This is a genomic window from Burkholderia sp. Bp9142 (assembly GCF_003853415.1).
Taxonomy (GTDB): domain Bacteria; phylum Pseudomonadota; class Gammaproteobacteria; order Burkholderiales; family Burkholderiaceae; genus Burkholderia.
Genome location: NZ_QTPP01000013.1, coordinates 138,467 through 158,073 on the forward strand (window position 1 = coordinate 138,467; position 19,607 = coordinate 158,073).

Sequence of the window (19,607 nt, forward strand, 5' to 3'; positions counted from 1 at the left end):
CCTCGACACGGAAATGATCCCCATGCCGACCGCCCTGCCTGCCCGTCTCGACCCCGGCCGCTGCTATCCGCTCGGCGCGACCTGGGACGGTCTCGGCACCAATTTCGCGGTATTTTCCGCGCATGCGCAGCGCATCCAGCTGTGCGTGTTCGACCCGACCGGCCGCAAGGAGCTCGCACGGCTCGACCTGCCCGAATGCACCGACGAGGTGTGGCACGGCTACCTGCCGAACGCGCATCCGGGCACCGTGTACGGCTTTCGCGCGGACGGCCCGTACCAGCCGCAGCACGGCCATCGCTTCAATCCGACCAAGCTGCTGCTCGACCCGTATGCGCGCAAGCTGGTCGGCCACTTTCGCTGGTCCGACGCGCTGTTCGGCTATCGCGTGCATTCGAACCGCGCGGACCTGTCGATGGACCGGCGCGACTCGGCGCCTGCGATGCCGAAGGCCGTGGTCGTCGACGAGGCGTTCGACTGGCGTACCGACCGGCGCCCGAACGTCCCGTGGCGCAGCACCGTGATCTACGAGACCCACGTGCGCGGCGCATCGATGCGCCGCGCCGGGCTGCGCGCGCCGGAACGCGGCACGTTCGCGTCGCTCGCCCACCCGGCATTCATCGATCACCTGCTGTCGATCGGCGTGACGACGGTCGAGCTGCTGCCGGTGCATGCGTTCCTGCAGCAGCGCGCGCTCGTGCAACGCGGGTTGCGCAACTACTGGGGCTACGATACGGCCGCGTTCTTCGCGCCGGAGCCGTCGTACCTGTCGACGCGGCGGCTCGACGAAATGCGCATCGCGATCCGCCAGCTGCATGCGGCCGGCATCGAAGTCGTGCTCGACGTCGTCTACAACCACACGTGCGAAGGCAACGAACTCGGCCCGACGCTGTCCTGGCGCGGCCTCGACAACGCGAGCTACTACCGGCTGCGGCCGGACGATCCGCGCTACCACGTCGACGAGACCGGCTGCGGCAACACGCTGAACCTGTCGCATCCGCGCGTCGTGCAGATGGTGATGGATTCGTTGCGCTACTGGGCGAGCGCGTTCAACGTCGACGGCTTTCGTTTCGATCTCGGCGTGACGCTCGGCCGCGAGGATCACGGCTTCGAACCCGGCGCGGGGTTCTTCGACGCGTTGCGGCAGGACCCGGTGCTCGCGCAGCGCAAGCTGATCACCGAGCCGTGGGATCTCGGCCCCGGCGGCTATCAGCTGGGCCGCCATCCGCCCGGCTTCGCCGAATGGAACGACCGCTTTCGCGACACGGTGCGGCGCTTCTGGCGCGGCGACGCGGGCCAGCGCCAGGAACTCGCCGCGCGGCTCGCGGGCTCGGCCGACCTGTTCAATCACCAGCGGCGCCGCACGTGGGCGTCGGTCAATTTCATCACCGCGCACGACGGCTTCACGCTCGCCGATCTGGTGTCGTATGCGCACAAGCACAACGACGCGAACGGCGAGGACAACCACGACGGCCATGGCGACAACTGCAGCGCGAACTGGGGCGTCGAAGGCGCCACCGACGATGCATCGATCCGCGACCTGCGCGCGCGGGTCGCGCGCTCGATGCTCGCGACGCTGTTTACCGCGCTCGGCACGCCGATGATCGTGGCCGGCGACGAATTCGGCAGGACGCAGCACGGTAACAACAACGCCTATTGCCAGGATAACGAACTGTCATGGCTCGACTGGGATCTCGCGCGCACCGACGAAGGCGTGCAGATGATGCGCTTCGTGTCGCGGCTCGCGGCACTCCGACGCATGTACACGGTGATGTCGGCGCCGCACTATCCGTCCGGCGACCGCGACTGTGCAGCAGGCATGCACGAGATCGACTGGTTCGACGAGCGCGGCGACCCGCTGACCGTGCCCGCGTGGGAAGACGGCGAACGGCGTGCGCTGACGATACGGCGCGTCGGCACCGGCCGCACCGGGCGCATCGAGGCGTTGCTCGTGATGCTGAATGCGTCGGCCGCCACGATCACGTTCAAGCTGCCGGCGCCCGTGCTCGACTACCGCGTGCTGCTCGACACGGCGACGCCCGACACCGGCCCGCGCTCGTGGCCGAACGCCGGTCTCGACGTCGCCGCGCATGCGGCCGCGATCGCGGTCGCGGCCGTGCCGCCAGACCTGTCTTCGTGAGGAGCCGCCATGACGTCACGCACTGCCCATCCGCCCGGCACGCACGCATTCGCTTCGTCGTTCGGCGCGGCCTGCCTCGACGCGGCGCACACGCGCTTCCGGTTGTGGGCGCCCGCGAGCCGCACGGCCGCGGTCGAACTGCACGGCGAACGGCGCGTCGCGATGCGGACCGCCGGCGACGGCTGGTTCGAGATCGTCGCGCCGTGCGGTCCGGGCACGCTGTACCGCTTCCTGCTCGACGACGGTCTCGCGGTGCCCGATCCCGCATCGCGTTTCCAGCCGGATGACGTACACGGCCCGAGCCAGGTCGTCGATCCGGCCGCGTACCGCTGGCGCCACGACGCGTGGCGCGGCCGGCCGTGGCACGAGACGGTGCTGTACGAACTGCACGTCGGCGCGTGCGGCGGCTACGCGAAGGTCGAGCGGCGCCTGCCCGGCATCGCCGCGCTCGGCGTGACCGCGCTCGAGCTGATGCCCGTCAACGCGTTCCCCGGCGCGCGCAACTGGGGCTACGACGGCGTGCTGCCGTTCGCGCCCGCTGCGTCGTACGGACGGCCCGAGGAACTGAAGGCACTCGTCGACGCCGCGCACGGGCTCGGGCTGCAGGTGTTTCTCGACGTCGTGTACAACCACTTCGGCCCCGAAGGCAACCTGCTACCGCGCTATGCGCCCGAATTCTTCCGCGCGGACCGGCAGACCACCTGGGGGCCCGCGATCGACTTCTCGCGTGCGCAGACGAGCGCGTTCTTCATCGAGAACGCGCTGTACTGGCTCGACGAATTCCGCTTCGACGGCCTGCGCATCGACGCCGCGCACGCGATCGACGACGACACATGGCTGCGCGAGCTCGCACGCCGCGTGCGCGCGCATGCGGGCGGTGCGCGCCACGTGCACCTGGTGCTCGAGAACGAACGCAATGCGGCGAGCCTGCTCGGGCCTGACGGTTTCGACGCGCAGTGGAACGACGACTTCCACAACAGCGCGCACGTGCTGCTGACCGGCGAGCGCGAAGGCTACTACCGCGCATACGCCGATGCGCCGCTCCGTCATCTCGCGCGCACGCTCGGCGAAGGGTTCGCGTACCAGGGCGAGCCGTCGCCGCTGCACGACGGCGCGCCGCGCGGCGAGCCGAGCGCGCACCTGCCGCCGACCGCGTTCGTCACGTTCCTGCAGAACCACGACCAGATCGGCAATCGCGCGTTCGGCGAGCGGCTGCGCGCGCTCGCGAACGACGACGCGGTGCGCGCGGCGACCGCGTTGATGCTGCTCGCGCCGCAGATTCCGCTGCTGTTCATGGGCGAGGAAGCCGGCAGCACGCAGCCGTTCCAGTTCTTCACCGACTATCGCGGCGAACTCGCCGATGCGGTGCGCGAAGGCCGGCGCCGCGAGTTCGCGGCATTCCCCGCGTTCGCCGATCCCGCGCATCGCCATGCGATCCCCGATCCGAACGACCTCGGCACGTTCGTGCGCTCGTCGCCGGGCCACGCGGACGACGCAGCATGGCCCGACGCTGACGCGTGGCGGCACTTCTACCACAGCGCGCTGGCCGTACGCGCGGCGCTCGTGACCCCGCACCTGGCCGGCGCCCGTGCGCTCGGCGTCGATCTGCTGTCCGCCCACGGCAACAGCGACGGCAACGGCAATGCGGCCGCGCTCGTCGCGCGCTGGCGGCTCGGCGACGGCAGCACGCTGACGCTCGCGTTCAATCCCGGCTCGCGCGATGCAGTGCTGCCCGCGCTGCCGGTCGGCAAGATCGTGTTCGAGACGCCGGCGCGGGCGCGCGACCGGCTCGCCGACCAGCGCCTGCCCCCACGCACCTGCATCGCGTGGCGCGACGGCGCGGTCAACCGCGATGCGCTGAATCACCGCGCGAACGGACATACGCGGCCATGACGACCGACGTGCCGATCGCCGAACTCGCGCGCGCGGCCGGGCTGGAGCCGGACTGGATCGATGCGGGCGGCGTCGCGCGGCGGGTGGACGACGACGCGCTCGTCGCGCTCGTCGATGCGCTCGGCTGGCCGTGCGGCACGCCGAGCGAGCGGGTCGACAGCGCGGCGGCGCTCGCCGGCGCGCGCGACGCGACGCCGTGCGTCGTGACCGGTGACGCCGGCGTGCCGTTGACGCTGCCGCGCAGCATCGCGCCGCCGGGCACGCGCTTCCGGATCTCGCTCGAATCGGGCGAGTACGTCGACGGGCACGTGGCCGATGCGGGCAAACACGGCACGCTGCCGCCGCTCGCGCTGCCCGGCTATCACGCACTCGACATCGGAGCACGACGGATCGGGCTCGCGATCGCGCCGCCGCGTGCGCGGCCGTTCGACGCCGGCGACGGCATGCCGCAAGCGCGGCGCCGCTGGGGCATCGCGGCCCAGCTCTACAGCCTGCGCCGCACGGGCGACGACGGCGCGGGCGACTACACCGCGCTCGCCGGCCTCGCCGCGCGCGCGGCACGGCATGGCGCGGACGCGGTCGCGATCAGCCCGACGCATGCCGGCTATCCGGCGCTGCCCGAGCACGACAGCCCGTATTCGCCGTCGTCGCGCCGCTGGCACAACGTCGCGTATCTCGACTGCGATGCGGCGCCGGGCGCCGATAGCGTGCGGCAGACGAGCGGCCCGGCGGCGCACGACGTGCCTGCGCCGGATACGCCGCTGATCGACTGGCCGCACGTCCTGCCGCTCAAGCTGCGTCGGCTGCGCGCATGCTTCGATGCATGGCGCGCGAACGGCGAGCCATCGCGCGACGCGCTCGAACGGTTTCGCGCGACGGGCGGCGCATCGCTCGACGCGCATGCGCGCTTCGACGCGCTGCAGGCGTTCTGCATCGACAACGGGATCGGCGCGGACTGGCGGCAATGGCCCGTGCAGTGGCAGATGCCGGCTTCGGCCGAGGTCGACGCCTTCGCGCATGCGCATGCCGAGACGATCGCGTTCCACACGTTCCTGCAATGGTGCGCGTCGGACGCGCTCGGCCACGCGCAGCATGCGACGCGCGACGCGGGGATGACGATCGGGCTGATCGCCGACCTCGCGGTCGGCTCCGATCGCGCGGGCAGCGACGCGTGGGCGCACGGCACCGCGCTGCTGCGCGGCGTGTCGGTCGGCGCGCCGCCCGACCTGTTCAATGCGGACGGCCAGGCGTGGGGCGTGACGACGTGGACGCCCGCCGCACTGCGCGCGAACGGCTTCGCGCCGTTCGTCGACCTGTTGCGCACGGCCTTCGCGCATGCGGGCGGGATTCGCATCGATCATGTGCTCGGCTTCGCGCGGACGTGGATCGTGCCGGACGGCCGGTCGCCGCGCGACGGCGCGTACCTGCGCTATCCGGTCGACGATCTCGTGCGGCTCGTCGCGCTGGAGGCGGCACGGCATCGCGCCGTCGCGATCGGCGAGGATCTCGGCACAGTGCCGGCGGGCTTTCGCGAGCGGCTCGGCGCGCAGGGCATCGCGGGAATGCGCGTGCTGTGGTTCGAACGTGACGCGAATGGCGTGTTTCGGCCGCCGTCCGCGTGGGATCGCGACACGATCGCGATGACCTCGACTCATGACCTGCCGACGGTGGCCGGCTGGTGGCGTGGTGTCGATCTCGAGTGGCGGCGGGTCGTGGCTGGTGCGGATGCGGATACGGCCAGGCATGCGCGCGCGGCTGACGAGCGCGACCCGGCGCAACGCACCGCGAGTGCGCGCAATGCCGACGACGACATCGGTCACGCTGCCGCCGCACACGGCTCGGGCCGCGATGAACACAACGATCCGGGCCCGCGTGACGATACCCCCGCCACGGACGACGGCCACCACAGGCCTCCCGCACCCGACACATCGCCCCCCGCCCCCGACCTCATCGCCGCGCAGGCCGAACGCGCCGCCGACCGCGCGGCGCTGTGGCGCGCGTTGCAGCACGCGGGCTGCGCACCGGCCGGCGCGCCCATCCCGTCCGCCGACACGCCGCCCGTCGGCGCGATCCTTGCATGCGTCGCACGCAGCCCGGCGCCGCTCGCGATCGTGCCGCTCGAGGATCTGCTCGCCCTGGACGAGCAACCGAATCTCCCCGGCCCGCCGTGCGGCCATCCGAACTGGCTGCGCCGGCTGCCGCGCACGGTCGACGCGCTGTTCGACGCCCACGTGCGCAAGCGCATCGCGGCGATCGAGCGCGCGCGCCGCGCCGCGGAGGACGACGCATGACGCCGCGCGCAACCCTGCGATTGCAGCTGCACGCGGGCTTCACGTTCGACGACGCGGCCGCGCACGCCGACTACTTCGCGCGGCTCGGCGTGAGCCACCTGTACCTGTCGCCGATCACGACGGCCGAGCCCGGCTCGCTGCACGGCTACGACACCGTCGACCATCACGCGATCAGCGCGGAACTCGGCGGCGCAGCCGGCTTCCGGCGCCTCCTCGACGCGCTGCGTGCGCGCGGCCTCGGCGTGATCGTCGACATCGTGCCCAACCACATGGGCGTCGGCGGCGCCTCGAACGGCTGGTGGAACGACGTGCTCGAATGGGGACCGGCGAGCCCGTATGCGCGCCATTTCGACATCGACTGGCATCCGCCCGATGCGGCGCTCGACGGCAAGGTGCTGCTGCCCTGCCTCGGCGCGCCATACGGTGACGCGCTCGCGGCCGGCGACATCACGCTCGGCGCCGATCCGTCGACGGGACGCTTCTTCATCGCCTGCCCGGGCAGAACCCTGCCAATCGCGGCGGCGACCTACGCGGAGATCCTGCGCATCGCGAACCGCGCGGACCTGAACGCGCTCGCCGAACGCTTCGCCGCCCCGACGGTGCGCGGCAGCGCGCGACTCGCGGCCGCGCACACGGCGCTGCGCGACCATGCCGCCGCACAGGGGCCGCATGCGTTCGACGCGATATTGCGCGGCGCCGATCCGCGCCGCGCACGCTCGCGCGCGTGCCTGCATCATTTGCTGGAACGCCAGCACTACCGGCTCGCGTGGTGGCGCACGGCCGCCGACGAACTGAACTGGCGGCGCTTCTTCGACATCGCGACGCTCGCGGCCGTCCGCGTCGAGGACGCAGCGGTGTTCGATGCGGTGCACGCGCTGCCGCTGGCGCTTCATGCGGCCGGCTGCATCGACGGTCTGCGCGTCGATCACGTCGACGGCCTCGCCGATCCGCGCGCGTACTGCCGGCGCCTGCATGCGCGGCTCGCCGCGCAGCGCGACGAGCGGCCGTACATCGTCGTCGAGAAGATCCTCGCGCCGGGCGAGACGCTGCGCGACGACTGGCGCGTCGACGGCACGACCGGCTACGACTTCATGAACGACGTCGCCGCGCTGCTGCACGACCCGGCCGGCGCCGCGCCGCTCGCCGCGCACTGGGCGGCCGTGTCGGGGTCGGCGCGGTCGTTCGCGCAGGACGCGGTGGCCGGCAAGCGGCGCGTGCTGATGCGGCAGCTCGCCGGCGAGCACGAACGCGTCGCGCGAGCGTTCCACCGCATCGCGCGCGCGGCGCCCGCGACGCGCGACATCAGCCGGATCGCGATCCAGCGCGTGCTGGGCGAGCTCGCCGTGCACCTGCCCGTGTACCGGATGTACCCGACACCCGGCGACGAGCCGAGCGCCGCCGACCGTCGCGTGCTGGCGCACGCGTACGACGCGGCGTGCGCCGCGATCGACCCGTCCGATCGCTACGCGCTCGATCGCGTCGCCGGCTGGCTCGGGGTGCCGGGCACGCGCGTGCCGCGCGCGGATACCGCGGCACTGCACGCGGCACGCGTCGCATTCGCACAGCTCACCGCGCCACTCGCCGCGAAGGGTGTCGAGGACACGGCCAACTACCGTTACGGGCGGCTGTTGTCGCGCAACGAGGTCGGCGCCGATGCCGGCGACTTCAGCCTGTCGCGCGGCGCATTCCATGCGCGCAACCGGCGCCGCGCACGCACCGTGCCGCATACACTCGTCGCGACCGCGACGCATGATCACAAGCGCGGCGAGGATGCGCGCGCGCGGCTCGCGGTGCTGAGCGAAGTACCCGACGCGTGGCGCGCGGTGTCGCTCGACTGGTCCGCGCTGAACCAGCCGCATCGTGGCGGTGCGCATCGCGATCTCGCGTGGGCGCCGGGGCCGGCCGCGGAAGCGATGCTGTACCAGACGCTCGTCGGCTGCTGGCCGCCGGGGCTCGCGCCCGACGATGCGGCCGGGCTCGCGATGCTTGCCGAGCGCGTGGTGCGCTGGCAGACGAAGGCGCTGCGCGAAGCGAAACAGCATACCGACTGGCTCGCGCCGGACGCCGGCCATGAACGCGCTTGCGAGCAGTTCGTCCGCGCGATCCTGACGCCGCACGGCGCGGGCGATTTCGTGCACCGGCTGCATGCGTTCGTCACGCGGATCGCGCCGGCCGGTGTCGTCAACAGTCTCGCGCAGGCGGCGCTGCGGATGGCGTCGCCGGGCGTGCCCGACCTGTATCAAGGTACCGAGTCATGGGATCACTCGCTCGTCGATCCGGACAACCGGCGCGAGGTGCCGTTTGCGGTGCTCGCGGCCGAGCGGGTCGACGAGCCGGTCGCCGCGTATCTGCGTGACTGGCCCGATGCGCGCGTGAAGCGGGCGCTCGTCGAGCGGATGCTCGCGCTGCGCACGCGCTGGCCGGCGACGTTCGCGGATGGCGCGTATGTGCCGCTGCGCGTGCGCGGCAGGCTCGGACGGCATGCGGTGGCGTTCGCGCGATGCGACGAAACGGCGACGATCGTGGTGATTGCGACGCGGCTCGCGTGCCGGTTGCTTGGCGAAGTACCGGGCTTGCCGCGCGTCGAGCCTCGGGAATGGGGCGATACGGCCGTGGTGCTGCCGCGCGGCGCCGGCGAGCGGTGGATCGACTGGCTGAACCACGGAAGCGAAATCGGGGCGCCGGACGGCACGATGCGGCTCGATCGTTGTCTTGCCGCGTTGCCGGTTGCGGTGATCCTGGCAGCCGATACGAAGGACCCGCAGCCGTAATCGATTTTGTGCAAATCGGCCCGCGGATAATCGCTTTTGCACGACCAAAATCATTTTTCGCACAAAACAGGTTTCGCCAATCGATTTTGTGCAAAGACGGGCGGCGCCCGCCACCAGCCTTCTCGCTGCGGTCCAGCCAGTCCGCTCAACACGCCAGCAACATCGCGGCAGCCGCATCCGGACACACCCCCTGAAACTGGCTGGACGCCAGCAGCGGCCGCGGCACGTCCTTGCGGGCAACGGGCACGAAACCCAAACCGGTGAAATAGTCTGCCGCGGTCGTCGTCAGCAACCCGATCGACTGGACGTCGCGCGCGCGGCACGCCGCGATCAGCCGCGCAACGATCGTGCGACCGAGGCCGTTCCCTTGCGCATGCGAAACGACGGCGATCGACCGGATCAGCGCGAAGTCACCGTAATATTCGATACCGCCGCATCCCGTCACGGCAGGTGGTTCGGCAAGCACGATGAAGTTGTCCAGATGCGCCGCGACACCCGCGACGGGCAGGTTCGACGCGCGAAGCAATGCCTCGATCGAGGCCAGGTCGGATAACGCTGCAGAACGAAGTTGCATGACATCGACTCCCGATTGGATCGGCGGCATCCGTACGGTTCAGATCCCGCGCTGATTCACCCGCTTCGACAATGCCTCCGCGCTTTCCTTGCGCTCGCTGTACCGATCGACCAGATACGGGCCGATGTCGCGCGTGAGCAGCGTGAACTTGACCAGCTCCTCCATCACGTCGACGACCCGATCGTAATAGGCCGACGGCTTCATCCGACCCGCTTCGTCGAATTCCATGAACGCCTTGGCCACCGACGACTGGTTCGGGATCGTCAGCATGCGCATCCAGCGCCCCAGCACGCGCATCTGGTTCACCGCGTTGAACGACTGCGAGCCGCCGCTGACCTGCGTCACCGCGAGCGTCTTGCCCTGCGTCGGCCGCACGGCGCCGACCGACAGCGGGATCCAGTCGATCTGCGACTTCATGATCCCCGTCATCGCGCCGTGCCGCTCCGGCGAGCACCACACCATCCCCTCGGACCACATCACCCGTTCGCGCAGCTCGACGACCTTCGGATGACTCTCCGGCGCATCGTCGGGCAGCGGCAGGCCGCTCGGATTGAACACGCGCACCTCGGCGCCCATCGCCGTGAGCAGGCGCCCGGCTTCCTCGACCAGCAGCCGGCTGAACGAACGCTCGCGCAGCGAGCCGTACAGCAGCAGGAAGCGCGGCGGATGCGTGGACGGCGACGCCGGCCGCAAGCGGCTCGCGTCCGGCACGCGGAAAAGTTCAGGGTCGAGTTGCGGCAGGTCGGTCAGTCGGTCGGTCATGAAAAGATTCCGTGGTTGGCTCAAGCGCGCTCGTACCAGCCCTTCGACCGGTTGACGATGCGCACGACCAGCAGCATGACCGGCACCTCGATCAACACGCCGACGACAGTCGCCAGCGCCGCACCGGAGTGAAAACCGAACAGGCTGATCGCGGCCGCGACGGCGAGCTCGAAGAAATTGGATGCGCCGATCAGCGCGGACGGGCACGCGACGTTGTGCTTCTCGCCCACCGCGCGATTGAGCCAGTACGCGAGCGCCGCATTGAAGAACACCTGGATCAGGATCGGCACCGCGAGCAGTGCGATCACCAGCGGCTGCTTCAGGATCGCTTCGCCCTGGAACGCGAACAGCAGCACGAGCGTCGCGAGCAGCGCGGCGATCGACCACGGGCCGATCTTCGCCATCGCGGCATCGAACGCGGCCGGTCCGTCGCGCAGCAGCCGCTTGCGCCAGATCTGCGCGAGGATCACCGGCAGCACGATATAGAGGACCACCGACGTAAGCAGCGTCGCCCACGGCACGGTAATCGCGGACATCCCGAGCAGCAGCCCGACCAGCGGCGCGAACGCGATCACCATGATGCTGTCGTTCAGCGCGACCTGCGACAACGTGAACAGCGGATCGCCGCCCGTGAGCCGGCTCCACACGAACACCATCGCCGTGCACGGCGCGGCGGCCAGCAGGATCAGGCCGGCGATGTAGCTGTCGAGCTGGTCCGCCGGCAGCATCGGCGCGAACAGCTGCCGGATGAACAGCCAGCCGAGCAAGGCCATCGAGAACGGCTTGACGAGCCAGTTCACGACGAGCGTGACGCCGATCCCCTTCACATGCTGGCGCACTTCATGCAGCGCGCCGAAGTCCACCTTCACGAGCATCGGCACGATCATCACCCAGATCAGCAGCCCGACTGGCAGGTTGACCTGCGCGTACTCGATGCGGCCGATCCGCTGGAACAGGCCGGGCAGCACCTGGCCGAGCACGATGCCGGCGACGATGCACAGCGCGACCCAGACCGTCAGGTAGCGTTCGAAGAAGTTGATCGCGGGCTTGACGACGGCGTCGCGGGGCGGGATGACGTTGGACGTGTTCATCGGACAGGAGAAGTCGGGCTGGAGAAAGGCACGCGGCACGCCGGTTCACGCAAGCCGCCGTGCAAGCGCTCAGTTTCGCGAGATGGCGGTCAATGCCGTCTGGAGTTCGGCGTTGCTCATGCGCTCGAGCGGCAGTGCCAGCAGTTGCAGCATCCGATAGCCGAGCGCCTCGCGTGTCAGCTCGAACGCGAGCCGCTTGCCCGCGTCGCCGCCTGCCGCGTTCGACGGATCGGCGTAGCCCCAATGCACTTTCACCGGACTGCCGGGCCAGTACGGGCACGTCTCCGCGGCCGCGCTGTCGCATACCGTGACGACGATGCGCATTGCCGGCGCGCCGTCGCCGACGAATTCGTCCCAGCTCTTGCTGTGGTATCCGTTGACGTCGACGCCGGCGCGCGTCAGCGCGTCCAGCGCGAACGGATTGAGCCGGCCGCTCGGCGCGCTGCCGGCGCTGTAGGCGCGCACGTCGCAGCCGAGCTTCGCGGCCCAGTGGTTGAGCATCCCTTCCGCGAGCACGCTGCGCGCGGAGTTGTGGGTACAGAGGATCAGGACGTTGGTGGTCATCGGCAGAGGCGTGAATGCGTGCTTACGTCGGGTCGGAGCAGGAGGTCGAACAGGCGGAGACCGGCGAGCACGGATTGCCGCCGCAGCAGTTCTCGGTGAGGTAGCCGATGAGTCCGTTCATCGTCGCGAAGTTCGCGCAATAGAACACGAAGCGGCCTTCCTGGCGGCTCGTGACGAGCTGCGCGTGGGCCAGTTCCTTCAGATGAAACGACAGCGACGACGGCGGCACGTCGAGCAGTGTCGCGATTTGCCCGGCCGCCAGGCCCGACGGGCCGGCCTGCACGAGCGCGCGAAAGACGGCGAGGCGCGACTCGTGCGCGAGGGCCGACAGGGCGGCGATGGTCTGGTTCGTTTCCATGTTTCGATATTACTCGAAATATGGAAACAATGGAAACTGGCATGCACGGCCGCCGACGATCGCACCCTTGATCCCTTCCGCATAATCGATTTTGTGCAAATCACCCCGCGTATAATCGTTTTTGTACGCCCGTAATCGATTTGCGCACTGAACGACCGCAAATAATCGATTTTGCGCGGTAGCCGACCCGAACTGCAGCGGGAAATCCTTGGCGAGCGCACCACCCTTACGCATTTCGGCTTCCGCCAGTCACCCGTATTCGTCGGAGAAACCGTACGCTTCAACGAGATCGTGCACTACGTCGCCCCCTCTCAAGACGACGTGCCAGTCATGCTCGACGGGCTTCGCGTATTCCTGGAGCGCACCGCCGGACAATCCCCGGTCATGCGCAGCGCCGTTGCGGCCTTCGGCTTTGTCTACATTCATCCGCTTGCTGACGGAAACGGCCGGGTCCATCGCTTTCTGATCAACGATGTCCTGCGGCGGGACGGCGCCATTCCAGAGCCCGTGATCCTCCCGGTATCCGCGGTCATCATGGACGATGCGGGCGAACGCCGCGGCTATGACAAAGTCCTGGACCACGTGTCCGCTCCGCTGATGGCGCACGTTCGCGGGAGTGTGTCGTTCGAAGCGGCTCAGACTGCCTATCCTGACGGTGTCGTCTCCAACTTCGCGTTCGACGGCGAACAACAGGCGCAGCCGCTATGGCGCTACCCGGACCTTGGCCCGCACGTGCAGTATCTCGCCAATATCGTCAAGCGCACGCTGACCGAACACATGCGCGAAGAGTCGCGTTATCTGCGCAGTCACGCGCGGGCTCGGCAGGCTGTCAAGGAAATCGTGGAAATGCCGGACCACCAGGCCGACCGCGTGCTCCGCTCGATCGAGCAAAACCAGGGGCAACTCAGCAACGTTCTGGCCAAGGAGATGCCTGTCCTGCAACAAACCGGCGTCTGGCCCGCCATCGTGGACGCCGTATCTTCGGCCTTCCGCGACGAGGAATCGACCGATCCTGCGGTCGTCGATCGCTATCGGCCGGAGCGGCCAGCGGGCCAGCAGTAAGCGCGCGACGTCGCGCGACGTCACGACCACTCCTCCGGCGGCATCGCCCCGTCGTCATCCTCCCAATGCGGCTCGCCCGTCTCCGCACTCCCGTGCGTCGTCACAGGCGCGTTCGTGCGGCCGCGTCCGGTCCGCCGCGTGCCGCCGCGCGACGTCGTCGCACGCACGCGTGCCCGCGTGCGCGTCGGCGCCACGGTTCGCTGCTCGTCGCCGCGGCCCTCGCCGGTCGAAGCCGCATCCTGGATCTGTCGCGCATTCGAAGCTGCGTTCATTTCATGCTCCGTGTGATTGAAAAAGCTGATCGCCGGAATGCAGCAATTTCGGTGCCGCGCGCCGGGCAAGCGCCTTGCTGCCCGCATTCGTACCGCAACCGTTGCCGGAGGCGACCATGCCGACAGACAGCAGCACGCCGCCCGGGACACGCCATCGCCTCGGCGAATGGATGGCCCGCGAGGAATCGCACATGGCCGCGTACCGCGAAAAAATCGCGAACGAAGCGCGCGCGCAGGCCGGCGAACGGCTGCGCACGCCGGCCGTGCAGGCACTCGCGCAGTTGTTCGACGACAACGCCGTGCTGCACATGTGCCTCACGCGCGCGATCGACGAGGCACGCGAAGCGGGCCGCACGCTCGGCTACACATCGATCGGCGAACTGATGACGGTGATCGATCACCTGATGACCTATACGCCGCCGTTCAGCGAAACGAGCCTGATCGTGTGCCCGCTGAACGCGTTCCTCGACTGGCCGATGTGCATGCCGTCGGGCCATGCGGTGTTTCGCGACGCGGCGGTCAACGCGCATCTGAAGCAGGTGCTGAACGTGTGGTGCGACTTCCTCGGCGGCCCGCATTCGCGCGCGCATCTGGACACGTCGGCGCCCGACGGCTGGTTCTGCGAAGCCGCGCGCCAGCGCCTCGGCCTGGCGCAGTTCCGGTATCGCGAGGACCAGCCGCACTGGGGCTTCGACTCGTGGAACGACTTCTTCACGCGGCGTTTTCGCGCGGATGCGCGGCCGGTCGCGGCGCCTGACGATCCGCACGTGATCGTCAGCGCGTGCGAAGCCGCGCCGTATCACACCGAATCGAACCTGAGGATTCGCGACACGTTCTGGATCAAGGGCCAACCGTATTCGCTGCGCGACATCCTCACGCCCGCGCGGCTGCCGCTCGCCGAACGCTTCGTCGGCGGCGACCTGTACCAGGTGTACCTGAGCGCGTACAACTATCACCGCTGGCATGCGCCGGTGCGCGGCACCGTCACGCACGCGTACCGGGTCGACGGCACCTACTACTCGGTCGCCGAGGCGGAAGGCCCGGACCCGGCCGGGCTCAACGACTCGCAGGGTTACATGACGGCCGTCGCCACGCGCGCGGTGGTCGCGATCGACTGTGACGATCCGGGGATCGGCACGGTGGCCGCCGTATTCGTCGGGATGGGCGACGTGTCGTCGTGCGTGATCGAGGTCGTGCCGGGGCAGCGCGTCGACAAGGGCGACGAGATCGGCCGTTTCCAGTACGGCGGCTCGACCTGCTGCCTGCTGTTCGAGCCCGGCGTGATCGAGCGCTTCCTGTCCGCGCCGCCGTTCGACGGCTATACGCCGGTCGTGCAGGTCAACGCGTCGGTCGCGATCGCGCACTGAGCCGCGACAGCGATCCGGACGGCTCGCACGCGTGTCACGCGTCGGCGCCTCCAAAGCCGCAGCCGCCGCCGTGCCGCTGCATGCACTGCACGACCGACAGCCCGTCGGCAGTCAGCGCGGGACGGCTCGCGCCCGACGCGTCGAGGCGCATCTCGATCAGTTGTTGTTCGACTAGGGCGACGACGTCGTCGCTGTCGGGCTGGATCTGTTCCGGTGCGCGATGTACCAGGAACAGTGCGGCAAATTCATGTGCTGTCAGCATGTTGTCTCCTCCCATTGACGGCTTGACGCGATGCGGCGGGGCATCGCGACGGCGCGGGTGCGAATCGTGCGCCGCAATAAGGGATACATGCAGGGAGCGTGCCAGTATGTGGGACGAAGAAGCCCCGTGAGCAGCCGGCGCGCGGCGCGATGTGTCACTTCAGGCCGAGCGGGAGGCGCTGCAAAGTTTTCAACGGCGTGTAATGGCGCGCCAAGGGGGCACGATGCGGCACGCGCGCCACCCGCGCCGCGCGAATCACGACTTCCGCGAGCGGAGCAGCCCGGCGCGCGCTGTCTTGCCCGCCGCCTTGTCGCGCACCCGGAAGTAGCCGCTGTGCAGTTCCACGCCGCCCTTGCCGTCGGCGAGCACTTCCTCGCACGCGGCCTCGATGCGCGCGCGGCCGCGGTCGAACGCGTCGCGCAGATCGGCTTCGAGCGCGGAGCGCGCGCCGAAATGATCCTCGAGCGCCTCGACCGTGATCGCGCAGATCAGCGGCTTCCCGTCGACCTCGACGACGAAGCGCATCTGCAGCACCGCGCCGTCGAACTCGGGCGGAGCATCGGTCAGCGTCACGTGATGAACGGAGTCGGCCGGCATGTCGCTCACGCTCCCCGCGACGCGAGGCACTGCACCAGCGCGCCGTTGAAGGCGGGCAGGTCGGCGGGCTTGCGGCTCGTGATCAGGTTGCCGTCGCGCATGACCTCCTGGTCGACCCACTTGCCGCCCGCGTTGCGGATGTCGTCCTGCAGGCTCGGCCAGCTCGTCATCGTGCGGCCGTCCACCAGCCCGGACGAGACGAGCAGCCAGCCGCCGTGACAGATCGCCGCGATGGGCTTGCCCGCGCCGACGGCCGCGGTCACGAACTCGCGCGCGGCCGGCAGCATCCGGATCGCGTCGCCGTTGACGACGCCGCCCGGCAGCACGACCGCGTCGTAGTCGCCTTCGCGTGCGTCGTCGAACGTGCGGTCGACCTTCACGCGATCGCCCTTGTCGACGTGCCTGAATCCCTGGATCTCGCCGCGCTGCTGCGAAATCACGTCGACGTGCGCGCCTTCGGCCGTCAGCGCGCGCTGCGGTTCGACGAGCTCGGCTTCCTCGAAGCCGTCGACCGCGAGTATCGCTACCTTGCGTTGGTCCAGCTTGCCGATCATGGAACGCTCCCTGTCGTTGCGGCACCGGTCGTGCCATGCCCGTCGCGCAGCAATCGGCGTGCCGCGCCTCGATGGATTCATGCCGTACGACCCCGTTTCGGCGGGGCGCGACCCGCAATCGCCAGACGATGGCGCGTACGTGTGCCGCCACGTGGTGCGCGCGGCGGGCCGCGTCACACCGCGCCGCGCGGCGTCTGCAAAGATTTCAACGGGATGTGTAACGCGTCCGCATTCAGCGGAACCGCCGGCGGGCTTCGTGCGAGGCTGCGCGCGCGAACTGCCACGCCACGCTCACTGCAGGTGACGCGCGGCGTCGAGCATCGCGTCCGTCAACTCGACCGTCAGCGTCAGGTCCTCGGTCACGTCCGGCAGCGAGTCGAGCGTCGCCTGCACGCTTTCGTGCAGCATCACATGCACGCGCCTCCGTGCGCCGTCGTCGAGGTCCGCATAGCGCTCCATCGTGTCGCAGTCCAGCGCGAGCACGACCGCGTGCCGCGCGGCATCGGGCGGCGCATCGGACGCGCGCGCCCACGCCGCATGAAACTTGATCCTGCCGGTCGCGACGTCGAGATGCACCGTCGTATCGAGATCGTCGGTATCGACCGCTTCGGTGTCCAGCTCGCTGTCGTCGAGCGAGATCCGGGAATTCGATTGCATGATGTCCTCCTGCGTGGTGGCGGCGTGCCGGCCCCGCGGCCGGCACCCGGCACCCGGCACCCGGCACCCGGCATGCGGCATGCGGCATGCGGCATCCGGCGGCCGGCGGCCGGCGGCCGCCATCGCGCCGCGCCGGCCGTGCCGGCGCGACACCGAGATCGTCAGTAACCGCTGGAACCCGTGCCGCCGGCACCGCCCATGCCGCCATTTCCGGCGCTGCCGGCGCTACCGCTGCCGCCGGCCCCGGCACCGGTCGGGCCACCCGGCTTGGTCCGCACGGGCGGGCGCGGGCCGCGCGGCTCCCGCATGCGGGTCGCGGGCGGCGGTGCTGCGGCATTCCCGTTCGACAGGCCGCCCGTGCCCTGTGCCGACGTATCCGGTGGCGACAGGATCGGCGCGCCGGTGCCCTCGTCCGGACGCTGCGAGTTCTGTGCCCACGCGGCCGGCGCCGCGGCGACGAGCGCGACGGCCGCGCACGCGAGGATCCGGCGCGCGACGGATTTCGATTCGGATGCTGCCTTCATGGAACGTTCTCCCTCAATGGAACCGCGGTCGTGGCATTTCCCGCGCGTACGGTTCAGCAAGGCCCGTGCCGTCAGCGATGCGGCACGCGGCTTGCGGCGCCCATGACCAACGCCCCATCCCGATCCCGTACGGAGTCCTGCGATGTCGTCAGCTTCCGCTTCCCGTCCGCAAGGCAAACGCGCGACACGCCGCCCGGGCCGTGCGCGCGGCAACGATCCGCATCACCGCAAGCGCTGGTCCGCCGACGTGATGCAAAAAAGCGATGCGCTCGACCTCGAGCCCGAGATCTTCAAGTCCGACGATCCGGGTGCGATCGCAGCCTCCCTCAAGCGCTCGGCCGAACGCAGCCGCCGCCGCAAGGCGTCGCCGTTCCAGTCGGCGATGTCGATGCTGAACTTCTACGTGAACCGCGCGGGCCGTAACCTGCCGAAAACGCGCCGCGCGACGCTCGAACGCGCGAAGCGCAAACTGCGCGAGGCGTTCGGCCGCAAGCCGTGACGGCACCCGCCTGCTCCGTATCGACCTGTTCCGCCGGCCCTCATGCATGAAACGCTGTGGTATCTGATCGTCGGCGCGGTGCTGATGGGCATGGGCATCGCGACCTCGGCGCTGCGTCACCTGCCGTGCAGCACCGCGATGGTCTATCTGGCGCTCGGCGTCGCGCTCGGCCCGTCCGGCGCCGGCCTCCTGCATCTCGACATCGCGCGCGACGCGCAACTGCTGCGCGAGATCGTCGAGGTCGCGCTGCTGGTGTCGCTGTTCGCGATCGGGCTGCGGCTGCGCGTGCCGCTGTCCGACGCACTGTGGCTCGTGCCGTGCCGGCTCGGCCTGCTCGCGATGATCGTCACGGTGCCGCTGCTCGCCGGCTGCGCGGTGCTGACGCTCGGTCTCGGCTGGGGTCCCGCGCTACTGCTCGCGGCGATCCTCGCGCCGACCGACCCGGTGCTCGCGCACGACGTGCAGGTGCACGATCCCGGCGACCGCGACCTCGTGCGCTTCGCACTGTCCGGCGAAGGCGGGCTGAACGACGGGATCGCGCTGCCGTTCGCGCTCGCGGGCCTCGCGCTGTGCGGCGCGCCCGACACGCCGCACGCGCGGCCGGCGCTGTCGGGCACGTTCGCGCTGGCCGCGCTGTGGGGCATCGCGGGCGCGGCCGCGATCGGCGGCGTGCTCGGCGCGGCCACCACCCAGGCGATCGGCTGGCTGCGCACACGCCATGCACAGGCGCTCGGCTTCGAAAGCTTCTTCGCGCTCGCGCTGATCGTGCTGTCGTTCGGCGCCGCGCAGCGCGCGCATGCGTTCGGCTTCATCGCGACGTTCGCGGCGGGCGTCGCGATGCGACGCGTCGAGCATCGCGCGAGCGGCGAGCGCCGGCCGCGCGAAGTGATCGGCCGGATCGATTCGGAAGACGTGGCCGCAACCGAGAAACATCCGGAGAAAGCCCACGCGTTCATGACCGAATCGGTGCTCGATTTCACGATCGAGCTCGAACGGATCGCGGAAGCGCTCGTGATGACGATGATCGGCAGCGTGCTGGGGACGCTGTCGGCTCCGCTCGTCACGTGGGGCGCGGTTGCGCTGTCGGTCGTGCTGTTCCTGGCCGTGCGGCCGGCGGCGGTGCTGCTGACGCTCACCGGCTCGCGCGCGACGCATGCGCAACGGCGGCTGATGGCCTGGTTCGGCATACGCGGAATCGGCTCGTTCTACTACCTGCTGTTCGCGCTCGAACACGGGCCGTCCAGCGCGGTGCGGCCGCTCGCGGCACCGGTGCTCGCCGTCGTGTCGGCATCGGTGATCGCGCATGGCATATCGGCGACGCCGCTGATGGACTGGTATTACCGGCTGCAGCACCGGCGCTGACGGTGTCATG

General features: G+C 69.9%; 19 protein-coding genes. 8 read left to right on the top strand and 11 right to left on the bottom strand.

Features of this window, described 5'->3' with window-relative positions:
• Positions 1–22: 22 nt before the first annotated feature.
• The 4 genes from glgX to treY are packed head-to-tail and all read left to right on the top strand — an operon-like array spanning position 23 to position 9,092.
• Positions 23–2,137 carry a glycogen debranching protein GlgX gene (gene glgX / locus DIE22_RS17135; RefSeq protein WP_124605620.1) on the top strand — a complete coding sequence of 705 codons (2,115 nt, stop codon included), beginning with the start codon at positions 23–25 and terminating at the stop codon, positions 2,135–2,137.
• Between the two features lie 9 nt (positions 2,138–2,146).
• On the top strand, positions 2,147–4,030 hold the full coding sequence (treZ, locus tag DIE22_RS17140) for a malto-oligosyltrehalose trehalohydrolase (RefSeq protein WP_124605621.1): 1,884 nt from the start codon (positions 2,147–2,149) through the stop codon (positions 4,028–4,030).
• A complete protein-coding gene (malQ, locus tag DIE22_RS17145; RefSeq protein ID WP_124605622.1) occupies positions 4,027–6,321 on the top strand; it encodes a 4-alpha-glucanotransferase in 2,295 nt (764 codons plus the stop codon). Before treZ ends, malQ begins: the two co-directional genes overlap by 4 nt.
• Complete coding sequence (treY, locus tag DIE22_RS17150) at positions 6,318–9,092, top strand: malto-oligosyltrehalose synthase (RefSeq protein WP_124605623.1); 2,775 nt, start codon at positions 6,318–6,320, stop codon at positions 9,090–9,092. Before malQ ends, treY begins: the two co-directional genes overlap by 4 nt.
• Before the next feature lie 145 nt (positions 9,093–9,237).
• Here the strand turns inward: treY and arsN2 are convergent, their stop codons facing one another.
• From arsN2 to DIE22_RS17175, 5 genes are all read right to left on the bottom strand, one after another.
• Positions 9,238–9,696, bottom strand: a complete 459-nt coding sequence (arsN2, locus tag DIE22_RS17155; RefSeq protein ID WP_260426700.1) for an arsenic resistance N-acetyltransferase ArsN2 — start codon at positions 9,694–9,696, stop codon at positions 9,238–9,240.
• Between the two features lie 9 nt (positions 9,697–9,705).
• A complete protein-coding gene (arsH, locus tag DIE22_RS17160; protein ID WP_124605624.1) occupies positions 9,706–10,428 on the bottom strand; it encodes an arsenical resistance protein ArsH in 723 nt (240 codons plus the stop codon).
• Between the two features lie 20 nt (positions 10,429–10,448).
• The gene (gene arsB / locus DIE22_RS17165; protein ID WP_124605625.1) at positions 10,449–11,519 is read right to left on the bottom strand and encodes an ACR3 family arsenite efflux transporter; all 1,071 of its coding nucleotides are present in this window, start codon (positions 11,517–11,519) and stop codon (positions 10,449–10,451) included.
• 69 nt (positions 11,520–11,588) lie between these two features.
• Entirely contained in the window at positions 11,589–12,083 is a 495-nt protein-coding gene (locus DIE22_RS17170) for an arsenate reductase ArsC (RefSeq protein WP_124605626.1), read from the bottom strand.
• Positions 12,084–12,105: 22 nt separating this feature from the next.
• Entirely contained in the window at positions 12,106–12,441 is a 336-nt protein-coding gene (locus DIE22_RS17175) for an ArsR/SmtB family transcription factor (RefSeq protein WP_124497728.1), read from the bottom strand.
• A gap of 171 nt (positions 12,442–12,612) precedes the next feature.
• Between DIE22_RS17175 and DIE22_RS17180 the strand changes: the two genes are divergently transcribed.
• Complete coding sequence (locus tag DIE22_RS17180) at positions 12,613–13,503, top strand: Fic family protein (RefSeq protein ID WP_311767744.1); 891 nt, start codon at positions 12,613–12,615, stop codon at positions 13,501–13,503.
• A gap of 20 nt (positions 13,504–13,523) precedes the next feature.
• On the opposite strand, the gene DIE22_RS17185 is transcribed toward DIE22_RS17180, so the two are convergent.
• Positions 13,524–13,775 (bottom strand): hypothetical protein, encoded by a 252-nt coding sequence (locus DIE22_RS17185; protein ID WP_124497729.1) that lies wholly within the window; start codon positions 13,773–13,775, stop codon positions 13,524–13,526.
• A 116-nt stretch (positions 13,776–13,891) separates the two neighbouring features.
• Between DIE22_RS17185 and DIE22_RS17190 the strand changes: the two genes are divergently transcribed.
• Positions 13,892–15,142, top strand: coding sequence for a phosphatidylserine decarboxylase family protein (locus tag DIE22_RS17190; protein WP_124605627.1), 1,251 nt, complete (start codon positions 13,892–13,894; stop codon positions 15,140–15,142).
• A gap of 34 nt (positions 15,143–15,176) precedes the next feature.
• Here DIE22_RS17190 and DIE22_RS17195 read toward each other — a convergent pair whose 3' ends face one another.
• The 5 genes from DIE22_RS17195 to DIE22_RS17215 form a co-directional block, all read right to left on the bottom strand.
• Positions 15,177–15,404 carry a hypothetical protein gene (locus DIE22_RS17195; protein WP_124605628.1) on the bottom strand — a complete coding sequence of 76 codons (228 nt, stop codon included), beginning with the start codon at positions 15,402–15,404 and terminating at the stop codon, positions 15,177–15,179.
• Positions 15,405–15,659: 255 nt separating this feature from the next.
• On the bottom strand, positions 15,660–16,001 hold the full coding sequence (locus tag DIE22_RS17200; RefSeq protein ID WP_124605629.1) for a DUF1488 domain-containing protein: 342 nt from the start codon (positions 15,999–16,001) through the stop codon (positions 15,660–15,662).
• A gap of 5 nt (positions 16,002–16,006) precedes the next feature.
• Positions 16,007–16,555: a type 1 glutamine amidotransferase domain-containing protein gene (locus DIE22_RS17205; protein ID WP_124605630.1), complete on the bottom strand. Its 549-nt coding sequence runs from the start codon at positions 16,553–16,555 to the stop codon at positions 16,007–16,009.
• Positions 16,556–16,846: 291 nt separating this feature from the next.
• On the bottom strand, positions 16,847–17,212 hold the full coding sequence (locus DIE22_RS17210) for a DUF3022 domain-containing protein (RefSeq protein WP_124605631.1): 366 nt from the start codon (positions 17,210–17,212) through the stop codon (positions 16,847–16,849).
• Positions 17,213–17,373: 161 nt separating this feature from the next.
• Positions 17,374–17,736, bottom strand: coding sequence for a hypothetical protein (locus DIE22_RS17215; RefSeq protein ID WP_124605632.1), 363 nt, complete (start codon positions 17,734–17,736; stop codon positions 17,374–17,376).
• A 142-nt stretch (positions 17,737–17,878) separates the two neighbouring features.
• Here DIE22_RS17215 and DIE22_RS17220 point away from each other — a divergent pair, with 142 nt between their 5' ends.
• Together DIE22_RS17220 and DIE22_RS17225 are read left to right on the top strand one after the other, a co-directional pair.
• Positions 17,879–18,235: a DUF3175 domain-containing protein gene (locus DIE22_RS17220; protein WP_124497735.1), complete on the top strand. Its 357-nt coding sequence runs from the start codon at positions 17,879–17,881 to the stop codon at positions 18,233–18,235.
• Between the two features lie 42 nt (positions 18,236–18,277).
• A complete protein-coding gene (locus DIE22_RS17225; protein ID WP_124605633.1) occupies positions 18,278–19,597 on the top strand; it encodes a sodium:proton antiporter in 1,320 nt (439 codons plus the stop codon).
• The last annotated feature ends 10 nt before the right edge of the window (positions 19,598–19,607 follow it).